General features: G+C 67.2%; 14 protein-coding genes and 5 pseudogenes. 10 read left to right on the forward strand and 9 right to left on the reverse strand.

What is annotated here, in order from left to right; translation table 11 throughout:
- The first annotated feature begins 70 nt into the window (after positions 1 to 70).
- From ACTWQF_RS34445 to ACTWQF_RS34455, 3 genes and pseudogenes are all read left to right on the forward strand, one after another.
- Positions 71 to 448, forward strand: a complete 378-nt coding sequence (locus tag ACTWQF_RS34445; protein ID WP_443283701.1) for a transposase family protein — start codon at positions 71 to 73, stop codon at positions 446 to 448.
- Between the two features lie 20 nt (positions 449 to 468).
- Positions 469 to 732: pseudogene (locus tag ACTWQF_RS34450) on the forward strand (ISL3 family transposase); the annotation flags it as partial.
- Positions 733 to 1,397: 665 nt separating this feature from the next.
- A complete protein-coding gene (locus ACTWQF_RS34455) occupies positions 1,398 to 1,577 on the forward strand; it encodes a transposase (protein ID WP_443283718.1) in 180 nt (59 codons plus the stop codon).
- A 119-nt stretch (positions 1,578 to 1,696) separates the two neighbouring features.
- On the opposite strand, the gene ACTWQF_RS34460 is transcribed toward ACTWQF_RS34455, so the two are convergent.
- From ACTWQF_RS34460 to ACTWQF_RS34475, 4 genes and pseudogenes are all read right to left on the reverse strand, one after another.
- Positions 1,697 to 2,137 carry a hypothetical protein gene (locus ACTWQF_RS34460; RefSeq protein ID WP_443283702.1) on the reverse strand — a complete coding sequence of 147 codons (441 nt, stop codon included), beginning with the start codon at positions 2,135 to 2,137 and terminating at the stop codon, positions 1,697 to 1,699.
- A 741-nt stretch (positions 2,138 to 2,878) separates the two neighbouring features.
- A complete protein-coding gene (locus ACTWQF_RS34465; RefSeq protein ID WP_443283703.1) occupies positions 2,879 to 3,487 on the reverse strand; it encodes a hypothetical protein in 609 nt (202 codons plus the stop codon).
- Between the two features lie 274 nt (positions 3,488 to 3,761).
- Positions 3,762 to 4,779 (reverse strand): annotated as a pseudogene (locus tag ACTWQF_RS34470) (IS110 family transposase); the annotation flags it as partial.
- 338 nt (positions 4,780 to 5,117) lie between these two features.
- On the reverse strand, positions 5,118 to 6,128 hold the full coding sequence (locus ACTWQF_RS34475; RefSeq protein WP_443283704.1) for a GlxA family transcriptional regulator: 1,011 nt from the start codon (positions 6,126 to 6,128) through the stop codon (positions 5,118 to 5,120).
- 100 nt (positions 6,129 to 6,228) lie between these two features.
- On the opposite strand from ACTWQF_RS34475, the gene ACTWQF_RS34480 reads away from it, so the two are divergent.
- Complete coding sequence (locus ACTWQF_RS34480; protein ID WP_443283705.1) at positions 6,229 to 7,053, forward strand: dienelactone hydrolase family protein; 825 nt, start codon at positions 6,229 to 6,231, stop codon at positions 7,051 to 7,053.
- A 301-nt stretch (positions 7,054 to 7,354) separates the two neighbouring features.
- Here the strand turns inward: ACTWQF_RS34480 and ACTWQF_RS34485 are convergent.
- Together ACTWQF_RS34485 and ACTWQF_RS34490 are read right to left on the reverse strand one after the other, a co-directional pair.
- A pseudogene (locus ACTWQF_RS34485) lies at positions 7,355 to 8,170 on the reverse strand (transposase family protein).
- A 180-nt stretch (positions 8,171 to 8,350) separates the two neighbouring features.
- The gene (locus ACTWQF_RS34490) at positions 8,351 to 12,142 is read right to left on the reverse strand and encodes an nSTAND1 domain-containing NTPase (RefSeq protein ID WP_443283706.1); all 3,792 of its coding nucleotides are present in this window, start codon (positions 12,140 to 12,142) and stop codon (positions 8,351 to 8,353) included.
- Positions 12,143 to 12,651: 509 nt separating this feature from the next.
- On the opposite strand from ACTWQF_RS34490, the gene ACTWQF_RS34495 reads away from it, so the two are divergent.
- On the forward strand, positions 12,652 to 13,713 hold the full coding sequence (locus ACTWQF_RS34495) for a sialidase family protein (protein WP_443283707.1): 1,062 nt from the start codon (positions 12,652 to 12,654) through the stop codon (positions 13,711 to 13,713).
- Between the two features lie 88 nt (positions 13,714 to 13,801).
- Entirely contained in the window at positions 13,802 to 14,491 is a 690-nt protein-coding gene (locus tag ACTWQF_RS34500; protein ID WP_443283708.1) for a helix-turn-helix domain-containing protein, read from the forward strand.
- A gap of 98 nt (positions 14,492 to 14,589) precedes the next feature.
- On the opposite strand, the gene ACTWQF_RS34505 is transcribed toward ACTWQF_RS34500, so the two are convergent.
- Positions 14,590 to 15,015 (reverse strand): hypothetical protein, encoded by a 426-nt coding sequence (locus tag ACTWQF_RS34505; RefSeq protein WP_443283709.1) that lies wholly within the window; start codon positions 15,013 to 15,015, stop codon positions 14,590 to 14,592.
- A 184-nt stretch (positions 15,016 to 15,199) separates the two neighbouring features.
- Here ACTWQF_RS34505 and ACTWQF_RS34510 point away from each other — a divergent pair.
- Positions 15,200 to 15,439, forward strand: a pseudogene (locus ACTWQF_RS34510) (IS630 family transposase); the annotation flags it as partial.
- Positions 15,440 to 15,615: 176 nt separating this feature from the next.
- On the opposite strand, the gene ACTWQF_RS34515 reads toward ACTWQF_RS34510, so the two are convergent.
- Positions 15,616 to 16,083, reverse strand: coding sequence for a hypothetical protein (locus tag ACTWQF_RS34515; RefSeq protein ID WP_443283710.1), 468 nt, complete (start codon positions 16,081 to 16,083; stop codon positions 15,616 to 15,618).
- Positions 16,084 to 16,476: 393 nt separating this feature from the next.
- On the opposite strand from ACTWQF_RS34515, the gene ACTWQF_RS34520 reads away from it, so the two are divergent.
- Both ACTWQF_RS34520 and ACTWQF_RS34525 read left to right on the forward strand, forming a co-directional pair.
- Positions 16,477 to 17,238 (forward strand): metallophosphoesterase family protein, encoded by a 762-nt coding sequence (locus ACTWQF_RS34520; protein WP_443283711.1) that lies wholly within the window; start codon positions 16,477 to 16,479, stop codon positions 17,236 to 17,238.
- Between the two features lie 407 nt (positions 17,239 to 17,645).
- Positions 17,646 to 18,011 carry a hypothetical protein gene (locus ACTWQF_RS34525; protein WP_443283712.1) on the forward strand — a complete coding sequence of 122 codons (366 nt, stop codon included), beginning with the start codon at positions 17,646 to 17,648 and terminating at the stop codon, positions 18,009 to 18,011.
- A gap of 102 nt (positions 18,012 to 18,113) precedes the next feature.
- Here the strand turns inward: ACTWQF_RS34525 and ACTWQF_RS34530 are convergent, their stop codons facing one another.
- On the reverse strand, positions 18,114 to 18,845 hold the full coding sequence (locus ACTWQF_RS34530) for an endonuclease/exonuclease/phosphatase family protein (RefSeq protein WP_443283713.1): 732 nt from the start codon (positions 18,843 to 18,845) through the stop codon (positions 18,114 to 18,116).
- A gap of 859 nt (positions 18,846 to 19,704) precedes the next feature.
- Between ACTWQF_RS34530 and ACTWQF_RS34535 the strand changes: the two are divergent.
- Positions 19,705 to 19,834: pseudogene (locus ACTWQF_RS34535) on the forward strand (peptide-methionine (R)-S-oxide reductase); the annotation flags it as partial.

Here is a 19,834-nt window from a genome sequence, read left to right on the forward strand (position 1 = left end):
GTTCCACCAGGGAATCCCTCCGTCATGCGAGTGGAGGCTTGAGGACCTCCTTCTGCCGGGCCCGAACCTCATGGCGCGTCAGCTCACGACAGTCGATGGCAACTTGGTGGTCGACGCGGCCGGATGCGGGCCGCCGGGCAGCTGTCCGCGGTGCACGCATCCCGCCACGCGGGTTCGCAGCCGATATTGGCGTCAAATATCCGAAGTACCCGTCGGCGGGCGGGGGTTGATCGTCCGTCTGCACGTGCGTCGGTTCTTCTGTGATCAGATCCAGTGCCCACGCCGGACATTCGTGGAGCAGGTGGCGGGCCTGACCGAATCAAGTCGCCGTTCTTCACCGGCGGCACGGTCGGCGATGAGGGCGGTGGCGATGGAACTCGGTGGGCGTCCGGGTGCCAGCGTCTGTGCGCGAAGCTGCGGCTCCCGGGCCGACGGACTGCTCTGCTGAGTCAGCTGGTCGCCCCGCCCGTGCCGGCCCAGGCACCGCGGATACTGGGCATCGACGAGTTCGCGTTCCGTAAAGGGCGGACCTACGGCACGGTCCTCGTCGACGTCGAGAGCTCCAGGCCCGTAGACGTCCTGCCTGACCGCGAGACCTGCTCGGTTGCCGCTTGGCTCCAGGAGCACCCTGGCGCCGAGATCGTGTGCCGTGACCGCCTGATGGCCTTCGCCAAGGCCATCAGACAGGCGGCCCCCGACGTTCTGGAAGTCGCCGATCGCGGGCACCTTCTCCAAAACCTCTCGACGGCCGTAGAGAAGACGTGCCGCCGACACCGCGCATGCCTGCGCCGACACGCCACCACGGAAGCAGGACCGCCGTCGGCCGCCCCAGCGACTCCCCTCCTGGATCGCGTGCGCCAACGCCACAGAGACGTCAACGAATTGGCCGCCACCGGGGCTGTCCCTCAGCGCCATGGCCGCCGCCTGCAACTGGACCGCAAGACGGTACGGCGCTACCGGCACAGTGGCCTTGACGACCTCCTCGCCTCGGCACGCGACCGGGGCGCAGGTGTACTCGACCCGTTCGCCGACTACGTGCAGCACCGCTTCAAGGCCGGCTGTACGAGTTCCATGCAGCTCTACCGCGAGTTGCTTGCGCTCGGCTGCACCGGCGGCTACCACGTCGTGAACCGCTACGTGAGCACCATCAAGAAGGGCTCAGCCATCCCCACCCAAGCGGCGACGCCCAGCCCTCGCACCATCACCGCATGGATCATGCGCCCGCAGGAGACACTCCGCCCCTCGGATACCGCACAACTGGAAACCGTACGGAACGCCTGTCGGGAGATCGCCGCCGCCTGCGACCTCGCACGGGAGTTCACGACCCTGGTCCGTCACCGTCAAGGCCACCTTCTCCGAGACTGGATCCAGAAAGCTGAACTGAGCGGCCCGAGGCCATCGGCGTCTTCGCCAGCTCCGTCCGCCAGGACCTCCCGGTCGTCACCGCTGGTCTCACCCTGTCCTACAGCTCCGGCACCGTCGAGGGCCACGTGAACAGAATCAAGACGATCAAGCGCCAGATGTACGGCCGAGCCTCCTTCACCCTGCTCAGAGCCCGCATACTCCTCCAGCCGTAGCCGTCACGGAAGCGCGGTCACAACCCTCCAGTTGGCGAGTGAGCGCGCGAGTTGGCGAGTGGAGCGGGCGGCGTCGACGGCTCGGGTGAGCTGGGTGACGTAGGCGTCGAGGAGCGGTTTCATCTGCTGGTAGTAGGGCTGTTTGTGCTGCCTGAGCCAGTGGCCGATGGTGAACGGTCTTGGCTCCATGCCGCGTTGAGCTCGGGGGCGTTTCGGGGCTTCAGCCGGTTGTGGGGCGAATTGGTCTCGCCGTGGGTGACTTGGGTCCAGATGTAGGCGGTGGCGGCGAGGCGTGCGCGGTCGTCGGAGACGTACCGGGGGCTGGGCCGGCGTTTCAGTTGGTCGGCGATCTGGTGCCATGCGTCTGGTGGCAGTGCCCAGTCGGCGAGAAGGGTGCGCCGGTGCCGGTAGTCGATCAGCGGTGAGGAGGCGAGCTCTGCGGCGATCGCATCCAGGGCTCGTTCGCATGCTTCCGGGGTGCCCTGTCGGCGGGCCCACCGGGTGATGGGGGTGGCCCAGGCCATGTCCGGCGAGGCGGAGTCCGAGGAACTCGGCGGCATCGACGATGGGCCTTCCGAGGGCTCGTCGGACAAGGAAGGCGGCGGTTGTGCGACGCAGGACCGACATGCTGAAGGCGGCGGTGAAGGCGCCGAGGTGGCGTTCGGCCCACTCCAGGGGGAGGAACGCCGGAACGTGTTGAGGGCCGTAGTTGAGGCCGAGCTGGGGGCAGTCGGCTTCCGCCCCTGCCACGTCGGTGGTGGGTGGAGACCAGGTATTCAGCGGCGTTCTGGAATCTCTGGGAATAGTCGTCCTGATAGCGGCGGAACGCGGTGTCCCAGCTGCGGTGACACTTCGGGTCGATGCCGCTGCGGGTGCGGTTCTCGACCGGTGCGAGTGGAGCCAGTGCGGTTCGCAGGTCGGCGGCCGACAGCATGGTGTCGGCGGCGAGGAGGATGCTTGCGCGGGCTCCAGGGGTCTTGGGGCGGCGCGCTGACATGGATCGAATACGAGGGGTCCTGCCGGGCGGCCAGCACCTGATCGGTGCGAGCGGGTGTCGACGCCCGGGGGCGGTGGGGCGGGCCTTCGGCCAGGTGATCAGGACGAGTCCGCTGACCATCTGGAGGTCGGTGAAGTACTCGCTGGCCGTCGCCGGGGGTTCCGGGCTGAGCATGGTGGTGATCTTCTTCTGCAGTGCGGCGAGTTCGTCGGGCAGGGGTTCTGCTGGTCCGGTTGGCTGAATCAAGTGCCCAGCCACATTGACGGGTGAGCGGCTTAGCGCGAGCTCCGGACCGGTGGCCCCGTCAGGTTTGCTGCCCGTTTGTTGAACCCATGGGGTAGTGCTCCCGGATCAATCGGTTCAGGCGTTCCCGGGCACTTTCGAGTTGGGCGGCTGTATCAGCTGATTCCCGAATGAGGCAGCCCAGGTGGGGAAGGAGAATACCTTCCTGAAGGGCTTTGTTGATTTCCTCTCGATGGCTCAGCATCCAGGAGGCCCGGGCGTCCACCGCGTTCTCGAACTCTTCAAGCAGATCGGCGCAGTAGAGGCGCATGAGGCCAAGCAGCGTTCGGCGGGCCGCCTGCCGGCGCTTCGCGGAGCTCCAGCGCTGTGTCAGAGGAGCCGACGAGCGCATGATCCCCTCGATATCGCGCCGCGCCGCTTCGACGTATCCGGGCTTCAAGGGGATCTTGAGAAGCGGTACACGGACTGGTGTGCCGGCGTTGTTCGGGCCAGAGATGAGACGTGTGGCTCGGCTTGTGAGGTGGTGGGTTTCGAGGCGCTGAAGGGCTTCGCTGGTGTTGTTCGCGGCCTGGCACCATTCGTGCAGGATTTCATGCAGCTCCATCAGGGCTTCATGCATGTTCGGCCATGCCGGTGTGCCATTGGCGCTGTTCGAGACTTTCTGCAACATGCTGCTGGCTGCTTTGGCGACGACTGTTGCCTCAGGACCTACCGACATTCGGGACCCCCACCCCAGAGTGTTCAAGTCCCATTACGCTAATCCAGCTTCACGGCGCGAGAGGGGCGAATGGCTGAACTCAGGTTGTGACGGTCAGGCGGCGTCGTAGCGGTGCGCGCCAGCTGCGCCACCTCACCCTCACCGGGACGTCGAGCAGGTTCATTCCTTGCCTTGTACGAAGCCACCGATGGGGATGTGCCTCTCTGGACGTTGACGTCGCCCCCGTGCTCGACTCAGTGGCCTGGCTGTCTGTCACCCCCTCGATGTAGAAGACCCGCTGGAGGCGGCGGTTGTATCGCTGCGGGCGCCGCAGATTGCCGCTGATCTTGCCGGAGTCGCGCGGGACTGGCGCGACGCCGCCGAAGCCCGCGAGCCGGTCCGGGGTGCCGAAGATGCTCATGTCGCCGCCGGTGGCCGCCAGGAACTCGGCGCCGAGGAGGACGCCAAGGCCAGGCATGCTGGTGATCACTTCGAAGGTGTGGTGGTCGCGAAACCGAGCCTCGATGAGCTTGTCGAGCTCGGCGACCTGCTGGTCGAGGCCATCACCTCCCTCGCCAGGGTGTGCACCAACTGGGCTGTCAGCTTCTCTCCAGGCAGACTGGTGTGCTGGCGTTCGGCGAGCTGGTCGACGCCTCGAACCTTGCGGTTACGCAGCCAGGTCTCCAGCCGTTTGGCACCGAGTCGGCGAAGGGCGGCCGGGGTGGGTAGCCGGTCAGCAGGGTGAGCGGACCGGTGTTTGCGAAGTCCAGCGCACGTTCCAAGCCAGGGAAGATGCCGGTGAGCTGAGCCCGGAGCCGGCTGAACGGTGGGGGTGCGGTCGGCGACCAGATCCATGCGGCGACCGGTGAGGATCTTGAGGTCTGTGGCGGTCTCGTCGCCGACGCGTAAGGGGTGCAGATCCGGCGGATTCGGACCTGGTCGGCGATGACCGTGACGTCCTTGGCGTCCGTCTTGCCCTCACCGCGGTAGCACTCGGAGGCGCGGTGGATGGCCCGTCCGGAGACGTAGTGCACCGGCTGGTCGTGGTTGAAGAGGATCGCGATGGCCAGGCCGGCTCCGCCGTCGGCCAGGTCAATGCCCCACGTCACGCAGTCGCCCAAGGCGAGGACATCGGCGAGGAGTCCGAGCAGTTCGGGCTCGTCGTTGGCGACGCGTCGCGACAGCAGCCGGCAGCCGCTCTCATCGATCGCGACGCAGTGGTGAGGGGTCTTGCCTGCATCGATGCCGGCCCAAATCTCGGCCATGCGGTGCCTCCGTGCGGTGAGCTGCTGATGCCTCCCAACGGACGACCTCGCTGTCGATTCCCTACGGAGCGATCATTCGCAATTCCTAAATGGCAGCCGAGTCGTCGTGGGCGTCGGACGGCCAATCGATGGAAGCCACAAGCGGCAGAAGTTTGAAAGCCACACCCGACGCCCCTGGGCGGGCCAACCATGCGAAGGGCTCGCCCGGTCCCGCAGAAGAACGTAGGGAAGTTTGACCAGCCAGGGTGCTGGTGTGCCAGGGGTGGGGGTTGTGGGCTCGCTGGAGGCCTGCGCTATGGCCCGCCTTCGAGGGGGCCTGTTGCCGTCGCGGGCGGGTCTCAAGTCTCCGTTCGTCGGGTTGACCCGTGGTGGTCGCAGCGCCGATGGAATATCGCGCGGTACTCCCTCGGCCGCTGGCCCGTATGTCTGGCAAAGATGTCGCTGAATGCCCCAGGGTCGCCGTACCCGACGTCGGCGGCGATGCTCGCGACGGTCCTGTCGGTCGTCTCCAGCAGGTGTCTGGCTCGACGCACCCGGACCGTCTGCAGGTACGCGAGGGGCGTCTCGCCGGCTTCGTCGCCGAAGCGGCGGAGCATGGTTCTCGTGCTTACGTGGAACTCCTGGGCGAGGGTGGGCAGGTCATAGCGAGCACTGAGGTTCTGGTCGAGCCACCGCTTGACGCTGAGCGAGAAGTCCCTGCCCACAGTGGGTATGAGCCCCGGGTCGACATAGGGAGCCTGCGTGGAACGCGCATCATCAACAAGCGCGATACGCGCGGTGCTACGGGCGACGCGGGGGCCGTCGTGCTCGCGGATGAACTGCAGGGCGAAGTCGTACATGGCACTGAAGGCCGCTGTGGTCGTCACCCCCCGGTCGGTCACGACCAAGCTCTCCGGGCGGAGGCGCACGTCGGTGTACCGGCGGGCGAACCGATCCGCGAACAACCAGGACGTGGTCGCTTGGCGCCCGTCGAGCAGACCGGCTTCAGCGACCAGGAAGGCGCCCACGCAGATCGATACGACAGCGGTCCCCGAGGCGGCCTGCGATCGAATCGACGCTGCTTCCGGTCCCAGGTTTGCGAGTGTCGCGTCGAGATCGAGCGTGGGCGAAAGCTCGAATCCCGGCACGATCAGGACGTCCACCGGGCGAACCGCCGAGACGTCGAGGACCGAGCCGCCGGCCGCGATCACACGACGCCGGGGCGAGATGACCGACGCCTCGTAGGCCGGCTGAACCGACCCTTGCGCCGCGGCGACGTGAGTTGCCATTGCCAGGAGGTCAGGGACGCCGAATACCTCCGACGCGAAGCAGCCGGGGTACGCCAGCACACCAACGCGCAGCGGACTCATGCGGCCCCCTCCGGCACCTTCGAACGGGTGGCGATATTACCGTGGTACGTGGCGATGCCGCCGCTCCTCAGAAGGGCGGCCGCCCGTCATCATCTCGGTCATGACAATCATGCGAGGACAGAGCGACCCCTTGGACGACTTCTCACGCAGAGCCGTCCGCGTAGATGACGTCGACAAGACCGTGTACGTTGCCGGGTCAGGACCGGCAGTCATCCTTATGCCCGAGATGCCGGGTATCAGCCCCGACGTCGCGCGGTTCGCGCGGTGGGTGCGTGATGCCGGCTTCTCCGTGTACCTGCCCTCTCTTATCGGCGTCGACGGTGCCTATCCGCTCGCCGAGGCACGCGAGACCGTCGTTCGACGCGCCTGCGTCAGCGCCGAGTTCCGAGCCTTCGCCGGTGGCGGCACCAGCCCCGTCGTCACATGGCTGCGCGGCCTCGCCCGCCTGGCGCACGCCGAGCGTGGCGGGCCTGGCGTCGGCGCCGTCGGTCTGTGCTTTACCGGCAACTTCGCCTTGACCATGGCGCTCGAACCGGCCGTCATCGCACCAGTGGTCAACCATCCGTCGCTTCCGCTGGACGATCCCGGCGGTCTGGAGATCAGCGACGAAGACGCTGCTGCCGTGGCCGAACGCGTAGCGCGAGAGGGATTGAAGGTTCTCGCCTACCGCTTCGACAACGACAGGTGGTGCACTGATCAGCGGTTCGCGGCTTACCGAGCGCTGCTCGGGGACGCATTCGACGGCCGCGTACTCAAAGCCGAGACGGCGAACACGAACCCTCCGCCCTTCTTCCGTGACGTCGTCGGTTGCGCCCACAGCGTCGTCACGGCACACCTCGTCGACCAGGACGGTCACCCCACCACGCAGGCCCGGAACGAGATCATCGCCTTCCTTGCCGAGCGGCTCGGGATGTGGGCTGAATGAGCCCCTTGGCACTCCGGCACCTGGCGATGCGACAGAGCGCCGCCGCTTCCCGATGCGATCTGGTCATCGACCCGGGGTACTCGTGACCGCCCCTCGGCGACCACGAGTGACACAGGCCACTCAGATTTCGATGACACACGCTCAATCCTCGGTGGCACAGGACACCTGCGGCTGCGGTACGCATGCCGGCGAGGTGGCACTGCTCCCACCCGTCTTTGGAATACGAAAGAGGGCCCCGCCATTTCCTCACCATAAGGAGTGGCGGGGTCCTTTCTTTCACAATCAGGCCAGTGAACCTCTTTCATCCTGCGTATTCGCAGGTGAGGGGGGTGTGGACTGCTGCGACCATTCTGCCGATGCGATTGGTCGAGCATCGGGCTTGTCGTAGCAGTCGCCAGGACTTGAGGCGGGCGAAGGCGCGTTCTCCTGGAGCGCAGAGACGGGCGTGGTCGCGGTTGTACTGCTGGTAGTGCTCTGTAGTGCTCCGGGAGTTCGCGGTGGCCGTAGTAGGGGGTGCGGACAGTGGCGCCGGCGCCTTGGCAGGCGCGATCGGCCAGGACGAGGATCTGGCGGGTGAGACAGGCCTGGACGATGCCGTGAGCGCGGGCTGCGGTCAGGTCATGGATGCGTCCCGGCGTTGCCCGCGAAAACCACAGGGACTTGCCGTCCGGACGCGTGATGACCTGGACGTTCATGCCGTGCGTCTTGTGTTCTTGCGAGTAGTACGGCTCATCGACCCGCGATCCGGTCGGTGGGGATCAGCGTCCCGTCGACGATGACGAAGTCGCCTTCGCCCAGACCGACGAGGGCTTCCTGCAGGCCCGGTGCCCACGCGGCCAGTACCTCCACGGTCTCGCCGACGTAGCGCCAGGCTGTCGCTTCTGACACGCCGAAGCCCGCCGCCAGCTGTGCGAGGGTCTCGTTCTTCCGCAGGTGGACCAGCACCAGCAGGGCTTGCTCGAAGCACCCCAACCTCCGCCAAGGCGAGCGAAGTTCATGCCTCCGGGCGTAGACGAGCCACGACACGTGCTCAACCAGCTCGCACGGGGCGTCGATCATGGAAAGACACGGAACCACGAAACCCCCCGGCCGATGGCGTGCTGCGTGAGATCACCACACCAACGACGAGAGGCTTCGCCACGTCACCCCACCCGACCAGCCCATTTCACCCCCACAGCACAGGATGAAAGAGGTTCACTGAACACTTCACGCCGAACCACTGAAAACCAAACACCGAACATCAACCCGCCTTTCCGTAGGAGTTCGAGCTGCGCCCGGAAGAGGACCCCCGATGAGATCAGCGTGTGCCGCACGTTCGGTGGTACGGAAGTCCGGGGAGGAAGCGTCGCCATTCCGCGCGGGAGAGGTTGCGGTCGAGCCTGGCGCACAGTTGGGTGGCGGTGCGTTGCGGGTCGGTGTTCCAGAGTTGGGCTGTGTGGTCGTCGCTGGCGGTAGCGAGGGTGCGGCTGTCCGGGCTGAAGGCGAGCGCGCTGACGACTTCGGTGTGGCCGCTCAACGTGGCCAGGATCTCACGCCGGTCCACGCTCCACAGCGCGACAGCGTTGTTGGCGCTGGCGGTCGCGAGAGTGCGGCCGTCGGGGCCGAACGCCACGGCCAGTGCGGGGCCGGTGTTCTGGACGAGGGTGGCCTTGCGGGTGTGCTCGGCCACATCCCACAGGATCACCCGCTGATCGCGGCTGGAGGTTGCCAGGCTGCGGCCGTCAGGGCTGAACGCCGCATCGGTCAACGGCTCCGAGTGCCCGCGGAGGGTGGCCACCCGGGTGCGTTTGGCCGCGTCCCATATCAGGGCTTTGCCAGGGTGCGTTGTAGCCAGGAGACGGCCGTCGGGGCTGAAGGTCACGGAGGCGGCCCGGTCGGCTCCGCTCTCGAGGGTGGCGAGCCGGGTATGGCGCTCGGCGTCCCACAGCACGATCTTCCCGTCCTGTCCCGCGGTTGCGACCATGCGGCCGTCGGGGCTGTAGGCGACATCCATGACCCGGTCGGTGTGGCCGGTGAGGCGGGTGGGAGCGGAGCGGTCTTCGGGATTCCACAGCGTGAGCGTGTTGTCCTGGGCCCCGGGCCGCTCCTGGGGGGCGCCGGTCGCCGCAGCGACCGTTCGGCCGTCGGGGCTGAACGCCACAGCGTTCACGGGCCCGCTTCCATCCCCGTTTCCCTCGGCGAGCTCGGCTTTGCGGATACGGCGCCGGGCGTCCCACACCGCAATGGTCCCGTCGTCGCCGGCCGTCGCGATCGACCGGCCGTCGCGGCTGAACGCCACATCGTTCACCCGGTCGCTGTGACCGGTCAACGGGATGCGCGTCACGTCCCACAGGACGACCCTTCCCTCGCTGTGTGAGGCCAGCAGAGTGCCGCGCGGGTCAAAGGCGACCCCGTAGACGTTGCTGGAGTGGCCAGTGAGGGTGACCTTGCGTACCCGGCGCTTCACGTCCCACAGCACGGCCGTCCTGTCGTGCCCGGCAGTGGCCAGGGTGCCGCCGTCCGGGCTGAACTCCAGGGTCCTGACCATCCTGGTGTGGCCGGTCAGAACGGCTTTCCTCTCCCGGCTCCGCACGTCCCAGAGCCGAACGGTCCGATCGTGTCCGGCTGTGGCGAGCGTGCGACCGTCTGGGCTGAACGCGACAGTGTGGACGGGTCCTGTATGCCCCCGCATCGTGTCGAGCCGCTTGCCGGTGGCCACCGACCACAGCCGCACCTTGCCGTCGTCGCCGACCCCCGACACCGTACGGCCGTCCGGGCTGATGGCCACCGAGTTCACCGCACCGTCGGAGCCCGGGAGCGTGTCCCGCGCTTTCCCCCGCTTCCCCCGGCTGATATCCCACAGCCGCACGGTGCCGTCGGCGGCCCCACTGGCCGCCAGCCGACCGCCCCGGCTGAACGCGACGCTCCGCACCGCCTCGGTGTGACCGGACAGAGTCGCGGTCCTCTTGCGCTCCGCGACATCCCAGAGCACCACATCCCCATCGTCCCCGCCAGTGGCCAGCCACTGCCCGTCCGCGCTGAACGTCACGGCCCGCAGCGGCGCGTCGGGACCGGTGAGTGTGGCCAGCCGAGTGCGGCGGGTGGGGTCCCACAGCCGCACCGTCTTGTCCCGGCTCACGGTGGCCAGGGTGCCGTCGGGGCCGAAGGCGATCCCGGAGATCCGCTTTGTGTGCGGGCCGATCTTGGTGCGGTAGGACTGGTGCGTGGACATGGTCAGAAGGGCGCCGCGCGCCTCAGGTGTCGGCGCGGCGCGGTACGCCTCCACGCTGAGCAGCATGGCCGTGTCCGGTCGGGAGTCGGCCAGTTCCGTCGCCTGCACTGCCAGTTGGCGGGAGATGGCCTCCTGCTGGGCCGCCGTCGCCTGGCGGCTCTTGCGTAGGGCGACCACGCCGATGCCCGTCACCATGACCAGGAGCACGGCGAGGCCCGTCGCCAGATAGCGCAGTCGGCGACCGCGACGTGCGTCGGCCCGCTGCTCCTCGTTTCGCGCGGTGATGCCGGCGGTGAGGAACGCGGCCTCCCGCTGGGTGAGCTCGTCCTGGCGCCGGGCCGCGACGAAGTGCTCCTCGGCGGTGGCCAGCCGGGTGCCCCGGTACAGGGCGCCGGGATCACGCTCCAGCGCTTCCCACTCCGCGGTGGCATCGGTCAGGCGCCGGTGGATCACGAGGTGTTCGCGGTCCTCGTCGATCCAGCCGCGCAGCCGAGGCCATGAGGTGATCAGCGCTTCATGAGCTACGTCGACGGTGGGGGCGGTCGGGGCAGCCGGGGCGGCTGCGGTCGGGGTACCTGCCGGGCTGCCAGGCCCAGGGGCAGCGTCGTCGAGGGTGATCAGCCGTGCGCGGACGAGGCGTTCGAGCACGGTGGTGACGTCCCCGTCCGCACCGGCATCCCGTTCGCCCCGTTCATTCAGTTCCCCGAGTTCCTCCAGTTCCGTGCGGTTCACCGGCCGCCGGGTGTCCTCGGTACCTTCACCAGGAGTGACAAGTTGCAGGAGGATCCGGCGAGCGTACGCGGCCTGATGCGGCGGAAGTTCCTGGTAGATCTCCTCGGCCGTGTGGGCGATCGCGCCCCGCACACCGCCCGCGGCCTCGTACCCCGCGATGTCCAGTTTCCCGCCCTTGCGGCGGCGCCAGGTCTCCAGCAGAGCATGGGACATCAGTGGCAGACCGCCGGGCTCGTCCGCGACCTCGTCGACGATCCGAGCGGTGAGGGCACGCTCGACAACGAGCCCATGGGCCGCGGCGGGTTTGACGATCGCCTCCCGCAGCTCCGCCGGTGTCATCGGCCCGACCAGCACGGTGGCTTCCCGCAGCGCATCGGCGAGCTCCCGGTGGCCGGCGCAGCGGCCGAAGAAGTCAGCGCGCACACCGATGACTAAGCGCAACCGGGATGCGGGGCGACGCGCGGCCAGCAGCAGACCGATGAACTCAGCCCGCTCAGCCGCGTCGCGGCACAGCGTGAAGACTTCCTCGAACTGGTCGACGATGACCACCGTGTCGCCGTCCGGCTCCGCCGCCACCAGCTGCCGGGCATACGTACGGACGGGGTGCGGGCCCGGAGTGAAGATCCGGATGGCGGCTGGTGGGGTCCGGGTTGCGGCGCCGTCTCGCAGAGCGGGGATCAGCCCGGCTCTCAGCAGGGAGGACTTCCCGCTTCCGGAGGCGCCGACGACCGCTACGAGGCGATGGATGTGAGTCAAGGCCGTGAGATCGGCGGTCAGTTGATCGCGCCCGAAAAACCGTTCCTGGTCCTCCGGCTGGAAACGCCGCAGCCCTGGATACGGCGGCACGGCACCGTCGTCGGCGGGCGGCTGCGCCCGTTGTGCCGCTGCAATGTCATGCCAGCGCTGCTCCCACGCCTGGCCGTCCCCGCCGCATGCGGCGACGTAGGCCAAGGTGACGGGAAGCGAGGGCAGTTTCGCGCCCGCCGCTGCCTGAGCCAAAGTCGCCGTCGCATAGGAAGTCTTCCGCGCCATCTCCCGGTAGGTGAGGCCACCCGCCTCCTGGCGCAGCTTGCGCAGCTCAGAAGCAAATCGCTCCACCGGCCCCGCAGCCGGGTCCAGTGGACTCTCCCGACGCCCCGTGCCCACCCCGTCTCCTTCCCCCCAGCCAAGACGAGTTCGATGTCACGCTACGCGGCTCCTCATCAGCCCTACAAGCGGATACTTCGGCGGCCGCTACGAACCGGAGCGGCGTCAACCGCGGCACCGGCCCGTTGTCCTGGCGTTGTCCGTGTCCCTGTCCATGGCCTGGTCCGTTGGCTTGTCCACCCCCGTTGTCCACGCCCCTGACCTGGTCTTACGGACAACTCCCGCCGCCTTGAGAGTTGAGTCACCGGCACGGCCGACGACCGAAAGCCGTGCCGGCGCCCCTTCGTAATGGCCGTACTGCTTGAGGAGAAGAAATGGACGGTTACTCCCGTATCAGTCGTCGATCCGTGCTGGCTGCCGGAGCAGGCATGCTCGCCCTGCCAGGAATACCCGCCGCGATGGCCGGGGCCACAACCGGTCCGAGGGGTGGCACGGCGTCGGCCGTCACTGGCAGCACGGTCTTCGCCCGGGGCGAAGGGCACTTTCACACTTTCCGGATTCCCGCCCTCGTGCGCGCACGTGACTCCGGCGACCTGCTCGCCTTCGCCGAGGGCCGGATCGGTGACGCCGATGACGACGGCAACATGAACCTCGTGCTGCGCCGATCCACCGACGGCGGCCGGACCTGGGGAAAGCTGAAGGTGATCTGGAACGCCGGGAAGAACAAGATCGGCCCCGGGGTGCCGGTCGTCGATCAGAAGAGCGGCGACATCGTGTTGCTTGCCATCCGTACGGCCGGCCATGTGACGGCCGAGGACATCACCACCGGACGCGCGACGTGGGAGGAGAGCCGTCGGCCGTTCGTCCTGCACAGTACGGACGAGGGCAGGAGCTGGAGCGATCCGGTCGAGATCACAGGCCAGGTGAAGCCGCGGACGTGGCGGCACTTCGTGTTCGGGCCAGGGCATGCGATCCAGCTCACCCGAGGCAAGCACGCGGGCCGGATCGTCGCGCCCGGCAACCACACCATCGCTCCACCGGCCGGCTCAGGCGACAGCGGCCGTGAAGCGAAGTATCACGGCGTGCACCTCGCCTACAGCGACGATGGCGGGCGCACATGGCAGCTCGGTGCCACCGACGCGGACCACGGCGGCGAGGGCGTGAACGGCAACGAGTCCCAGCTGATCGAGCTCACCGACGGCACCCTGTACCAGAGCATCCGCCACCAGGGCCGCGATGCCCCCAGCCACCGGGCCTACGTCCTCAGCTCCGACGGCGGCGCATCGTACGACGGCCCGCTGAGGTTCGAAAAGCAGCTGCAAACCGCTGTCGTGCAAGGCACCGTGCAGCGGGTGTTCGCCACCGACAAGGGGGACGACAGCGACCTCATTCTGTTCTCGTCGGCCAAGGAAACGTCGAGCGAAGGCCGGGGCGCCATGGCGATCTGGCGGAGTACGGACGAGGGAAAGACCTGGCGGGAAGCACACACCATCTGGCCCGCCCGCAGCGCGTACTCCGACATGGTCAAGCTCTCCGACGAGCACATCGGGCTGCTGTACGAGGGAGGAGAGAACACTCCGTACGAGGAGATCTCGTTCGCCCGCGTCCCGATCGCGAAGCTCACGCCATAAGAGCTCCCCAGCGAAGCTCAGCCGTAAGAGCATCCCCCGCTCTCCACGCCTTCCGCCTTCAGACCCTGAGACCGCTGAGGAGAGGTCGATGATCAAGAGTGTCTTCCGGACTGACGACGTGCCTGTGGCGGACCGGTTGCCCTGCGACTGCGAGACCGTGGACAGCCGGCAGCCGGCCATTCCACTGGGCATCGAGATCCCCAAGGCCTTCCTGAAACCGGCTGGGAACGGGGCCGACGAGGTGCTGGGGCGGCAGCTGCCAGGGCACAGCGGAGCCGGCGCTTTACTGACGCAGTTCCTCACCCACCTGACCGGGGAGGCCGACGTGCTTCGACAGGCCAACGGCCCTCAACTGGCGTCCGTCCTGCTGGACCTGGTGTCCGCGCTGTTCGCCCACCAGCCGCCCGCCAAGGACTTGCCCACCCCGGAAACCCGCCGGCGGACGCTGGTCCTGCGTATCCGTGCCTTCATCCTGCAGCACTTGGCCGACCCAGACCTCACGCCCCGCTCGATCGCCGCCGCACACCACATTTCCACCAGCTACCTGCACCGGCTCTTCCAGCAGGAAGACGACACGGTCGCGTCCTGGATCCGCCGCCAGCGCCTCGAACGCGCCCGGAGCGACCTCACCGACCCGGCTCACCGCACCGTCCCCATTTACTCCATCGCCGCCCGGTGGGGCTTCTCCCGCGCCGCTGACTTCACCCGGGCCTTCCGCACTGCCTACGGCGTCCCGCCGAAGGACTACCGCCGGCATGCGAAGTCAACTCTCGTGTAGCGCCCGGCCCACCGCTCAGGGCCGGGACAGTCATCCGAACTCCGGGGCTGACGGCCGCGATCGGCCGCCCGCCCCGGAGTAACACCCCCTCAGGCCGGTCAGGGAACCATGTCGGAGGAGTTCTGGTTGTTGCGCCAGGAGTCCGAGTCGCAGTAGGCGATGTCACCCGGCCTGACCAGGCAGACCTTGAAGCCGTAGGTGGTGTTCTCCTTCAGGTTGTACACGCCACCGTCGCTGGCCTGCTTCGTGTTGTGATCCCCGCTGCCTGCTGCATTCACCTTGTAGCGCAGCGAACCGTCAGGGTTGTAGACGAAGGCTCGGACCGCCCACCCGTCCTCCTCCTGGTCGGTGACCGTCACCACGTCCCCGCGTTCGATGAGCGTGACCTTCCCGCCCGGGTCCCCGTCATCGGTCTGCATCGAGTGGTCCGGGTCGGCGGCGGACGCCGAATTCGGGAGAGCGACCAGGAGAGCGGCGGCCGCCAACGGGGCCCCCAGGATGGTCGCGAGTCGCCGTGCTGTCATTTCTGTTTCCCCCATCGTGTGGTGCAACTTGGTGCGACTTCAGCTGAGGCTGCTTGCTCGCGCTCAAGTTGCTCGCTTGCTTGCTTGCCCCTTCAGCATTCCGTGGCAGCACACGGCAGTCGTTAGCGTGGAGTTCACAGTCACTTAGCGATGCGTGAACCGGCGTCGGCGATGCGGGTCTCGACTCAACCTCCAGCCCCATCCCGCGCGGCAGTGGGCCGAGCACGGCGGACGGCACACGGACACCGGCCGGGAACCGAGGCCGCGCCGACGGGCGGCCTACACCTGTCCGCACGGGGGGCCACCACCTGTTCGCCGCCTACGACCTGGCCCGGAAAAAGCTCTACGGCCACACCAAGCCGAAGAAGACCGTACGAGGTCCCTGGAGTTCTGCCGCTATCTGCGCGGCCTCTACCCACCGAAGAGTTGCTAGGCCCTCGGCGGTGCCGCCCCTTTCCTCCGTCAGACCCCTACGAGGTGACGGAGGAGTTCGTGATCAGTCTTGTTTGTCTTCCTCCTTGCCGTCCGGCATGACCACCGGGGCCACAGAAAAGCGAGAAGAGGCATCTTCGACGAGATGCCCCTGACTGACGATCGTCTTCATCCGGCCCGGGTCGTCTCCACGCGAGCAGGGGTTGAGACATCCTCGCCGATGGCCTCCGCGACCTCGCGGGCCTTCATCGCCGGCCCGCAGGTCGCCAGCACTGACAAGATCCGCTGACGCCCCTCCTGCAAGTCGAATGGGCCCTTAGCGCGCTCCAAGGTCCGTCCCGAAGCTGCTCGGCCATCGGCCGCACCCGTTCCCCTGACCTGCCCAGTTCCGGCTTCGGAAGAAGCAGCCGGGGCAGCAGCGTCGCTGTCGGTCGGCTCGTCCACCGTCGCTTCCTCGAAGCCGACTTCGTCCCCGCCCAGTTCCATCAGCGTCTCCCGCGTAACCTGGATCCTGCGGAGCTGTTCCTCGGTGTCTGCGATCTTCTTGCGGGTCATCTCGAGTTCGTCGTGCAGCCGGGCAAGGTCGCCATGGATAGCGCTCTCCCGCTCCCTGAGCCGATCGAGAACCGGTCCCATCGCCCCTCCACAAACCCACACGAACGCACCCTCGGCTCCAACCAGCCCCAGGGCGGCCCCAAGGCTATGAGCCCACAGCACAAGATCGCAGGGCCTGTTCATCATGGATCGGAAGCGACAACTACCGGCAGATGAGCAGCACTTACAGCGCAAATGATCAATCGCTTATGGTGTTGATGAGCCACAAACGGAATCGACCTGGGCAGGTCGCGGGACGACGGACCCCACGCGTCAGCTTGTGGGCACGTGCCTTGTGCCTGTGGGATCGCCGACTGAAGCGTTATCAGCTCGGGTGGAACCAATATGGGGGAGCGGCCAGTCCACCCGGCTGAACAGCTACGCGCCAAGCGAACCAGCCTGGTTCTTGGCTGCTGTCCTCCCACAGTGGTGGCCATGCTGAACCGAGTAGCCGTCCTGTCCGACATCCACGGAGTCCTGCCAGCCTTGGAGTCTGTGCTCGCAGAACCTGAGGTGAGCACGGCCGATCGCATCGTTCTCACCGGGGACATCACCGCCGGCCCGCAGCCGTGCCAGGTTCTCGACCTGCTGACCAGCCTCGGTGAACGTGTGGCCTGGATCAGCGGAAACGCCGACCGCGAACTCCTTGAGTATCGCCGAGGACAACGGGACACTCTCCCTGATCCGATCGCCCCCTGGGCCGCTGAGCAGTTCCGCGAGGACCATCTGAGCCTTCTCGCCTCCCTGCCGCGATCGCTCTCCTTGCCCGTGCGCGGGCTGGGAACGGTGCTCTTCTGCCATGCCACCCCACGAGACGATGAAGAGGTCGTCCTGGTCGACTCCCGCCTCGAACGTTGGAAGGAAGTCTTCAGCGGACTTGATGCCGACATCCGCACCGTGGTCTGCGGTCACACTCACATGCCGTTCGTCCGCCTGGCCCACGGCCGACTCGTGATCAACCCCGGCAGTGTCGGTATGCCCTACGGAAGAGCCGGGGCGCACTGGGCCATCTTGGGCCCGGGTGTCGAACTTCGAACCACAGACTTCGACATCGAGGCTGCCACCCTCCAGGTCACCCGAGACTGCTCTTACCCCGACATCGCCGAGTGGGCCGACTATTTCCTGCTCGCCCGCGCTACCGACGCCGACGCCCTCAAAGCCTTCGCTCCACGGGATGGACGCGACTACATGCCGTGATGTCCATCCCGTTCTTCGACAAGGAGCAGCTGAACCCCCACACAATCAAGGACGCCTACCAATCCCGGAGACCGAACGAGTCGCGCCTACTGGGGAACGATCACCTCCCGATCGGGAAACGATCTTCAGTGCCCCGAAAGACTGCAGGCCATGCCTACTCGTGAACGCCCGACCTCGACAAAATCGAACCGACGACCGTGTCGGCACAGCACTTTGTACTGGAATGTCGGCAGGGCAGGGCCTCGCGGTGACCTTCCGGGGCAGGTGACTGGTCATTCTCTGCGACATCGAAGACTTCATCGTGCGCGGCGATCGGGCGTGACAACCGCCGGAGGCGGGCATCAGCATGGGCGCGCACGAGGGGAATGCACTCGCGCTGGGGGCATCCCGCGACTACCTTGCCGCCCATGAAACCGATCTTCCGGCTTCCGCTCAATTCCCCGCTGGCCACGGCTGTTTCAGAGGAGGAGGAACTGCTCCCACTGCGGGTCCCAGCCGGTTGGAACGTCATCTACAACACCCTGCATGCACGACGTCTGCCAGATGGAAGAGTCGAGACTTACGACTCCGAGGACCTGTATTGGGCGCGTACCGTAGCGCCGCCGTGCCTGACCGCACAGAAGGTAGCGGAGGAGGGCGAGCTGTGGGCTCGGGAGATCAACATAGACGCTGGCTGGTACAACCACTTCTACCGCGTCGTCGTCCTCGACCCTGACTGGGACCATCAGAGAGCTTCCTACATTGTGGTTCTCTCTATTCCATCAGGCAGTTGACTCATTGAGTCATACTATTTACCACCGCTCCTTGCGGCACCAGTAACGACAGATGCGATCCCACGCCGTCCCGGCCAGGCCGACGCAGCAAGGCAGTGGGGATCACACGGTGAGGCTCGCGTGGATCAGGTTGTGGTCTGAGAGGCCGCCTACGCTCTCGACTGCGGCGCTGCTGACACCAGCGCCGCGCACGACCACATGGTCGATCCACTGCGATGCCGAGCTTGATGTGTGTGGCCGTGTCGGCAGGGCGTCCGGCGGGAGATCCACGACGGTGAAGCCCGGTCCCAGAGCCGATGCCACGGTGGCACGATCGGCGTTGAAGTCGCCGAGGAGTACCGCCGGGCATTCCGTCGATGTGGTGGCCAGCTCGGCCAGGCGTGCCAGCTGGCGCGTGCGGCGCTGATTGCCGCTCACATGCGTGGCGACGATCAGCATTCCGTCGGTCTCGATTGCGAGTGCGCCCTTGCCCGGGTCATTCTCGAAGGACTCGGCAGCGATCTGGCAGTTCGGTCCGCCGACCAGAAGTACGAGATACTCCCCGGGCTCTCGCAGCGAGCATGTGCTCCGGCGCTGTGCCGGGACGCGCGGATACCTCAACGCGTGGACCGTCCGGCCAGGCAGCGCACCGCGGAGGGCGGCCAACTGGTCACCGCTGACCTCCTGAAGAGCGATGACCTGCTCGCTGCGGCCCTCCAGCAGCGCTGTCACCGCGGCGATCCGCTCGGACTCATCCGGGCAGCGCACAAGGACATCCTCGTCCCAGTTCTCGGCATGCACCCGGTGCAGAACATTCCAACTGGCAACCGTCACCACGCGAGGCAGCGCAGCCACAAACATCACTGAAAACCTTCACGCCGAACCACTGAAATTGGCCCGAGCAGTTGGCATTGCAGTCCGGCACCCAACGTCAGCAACCTTCATCTCTCCCTACCGACCATGCTGTCCGAGCAAAGTTGGCCAGCTTACCACTCCCCGACGACAGATCCCGGGAGGGGAAGTTTTCGTCTTCTGGTGCTGCGGCTTCCGGGAGGCTGGAGAGATGGTTCCTGGGGTGTTCCGTCTGTCTCCTGTAAGCGGGGAGACGACGTTGTCGTTTCTTTGCCGGATCGCGGATCGGTACAGGCTGGAGGCGAAGACGCTGCTGTCCTGTTTGCAGTGGCGCGGTCACCGGCCCCGGCACGAGGGTGGCGGGCTGCCGGCGGATGCGGAGGTGACGCTGGACGCGGCGGGCCGGCGCGCGCTGGCGGGACTGTCCAGGGCCAGAGAGGAAGCGTTGGCGTGGGCGCTGCCGTCCTGGGGGTGGGAGGATCCCAAGCTCGACGGGGCAGAGGACGGCCGAGGGCGGGGGCTGTGGCGGGTCGGGGGTGCGGTGGTGGGGCCCGTGGCGATCGGGTGCCGGCTGTGCACTGCGCGGCGTGCGGGCGGACCGGGTGGTGCGGTACGCGCAGCGGCGGGAGCGGGTGTGCGTGGCGCATGGGCGGTGGCTGTTGGACGCGGACGCCGAGCAGGAGTTGGAGTATCTGGACCTGCGGGGTCTGCCAGATGTGGTCGGGGCGCAGCGGCGGTGGTGGGGTGTGGCGCGGCGGGCGGTGCGGGGCGGGGTGGAGCCGGGTGAGGTGTTCGGGCTGGCGTATGCGCGGTTCGACAAGAACCTGTGGTGGGTGCGGCGGGAACACCAGCCATCAACGATGGCTGGCCCAGCTTCTACGACCCGGCCGACTCGGACGCGGTCGAGCTGCTGACCGACCGCTCCATGGGCATGGTCCGCACCGAGGTCCGCTGCGCCCGCTGCGGCTCCCACCTCGGCCATGTCTTCGAGG

Source organism: Streptomyces sp. 8N114 (genome assembly GCF_052245835.1).
Classification (GTDB): Bacteria; Actinomycetota; Actinomycetes; order Streptomycetales; family Streptomycetaceae; genus Streptomyces.

Bases quoted from the DNA above. Each gene is read 5' to 3' on its own strand.
- ACTWQF_RS34465 (WP_443283703.1), bottom strand. From the start codon at position 3,487: ATGTTGCAGAAAGTCTCGAACAGCGCCAATGGCACACCGGCATGGCCG.
- ACTWQF_RS34515 (WP_443283710.1), bottom strand. From the start codon at position 16,083: ATGGGACCGGTTCTCGATCGGCTCAGGGAGCGGGAGAGCGCTATCCAT.
- ACTWQF_RS34460 (WP_443283702.1), bottom strand. From the start codon at position 2,137: ATGCCGCCGAGTTCCTCGGACTCCGCCTCGCCGGACATGGCCTGGGCC.
- ACTWQF_RS34520 (WP_443283711.1), top strand. From the start codon at position 16,477: ATGCTGAACCGAGTAGCCGTCCTGTCCGACATCCACGGAGTCCTGCCA.
- ACTWQF_RS34525 (WP_443283712.1), top strand. From the start codon at position 17,646: ATGAAACCGATCTTCCGGCTTCCGCTCAATTCCCCGCTGGCCACGGCT.
- ACTWQF_RS34445 (WP_443283701.1), top strand. From the start codon at position 71: ATGGCGCGTCAGCTCACGACAGTCGATGGCAACTTGGTGGTCGACGCG.
- ACTWQF_RS34480 (WP_443283705.1), top strand. From the start codon at position 6,229: ATGACAATCATGCGAGGACAGAGCGACCCCTTGGACGACTTCTCACGC.
- ACTWQF_RS34475 (WP_443283704.1), bottom strand. From the start codon at position 6,128: ATGAGTCCGCTGCGCGTTGGTGTGCTGGCGTACCCCGGCTGCTTCGCG.
- ACTWQF_RS34500 (WP_443283708.1), top strand. From the start codon at position 13,802: ATGATCAAGAGTGTCTTCCGGACTGACGACGTGCCTGTGGCGGACCGG.
- ACTWQF_RS34505 (WP_443283709.1), bottom strand. From the start codon at position 15,015: ATGACAGCACGGCGACTCGCGACCATCCTGGGGGCCCCGTTGGCGGCC.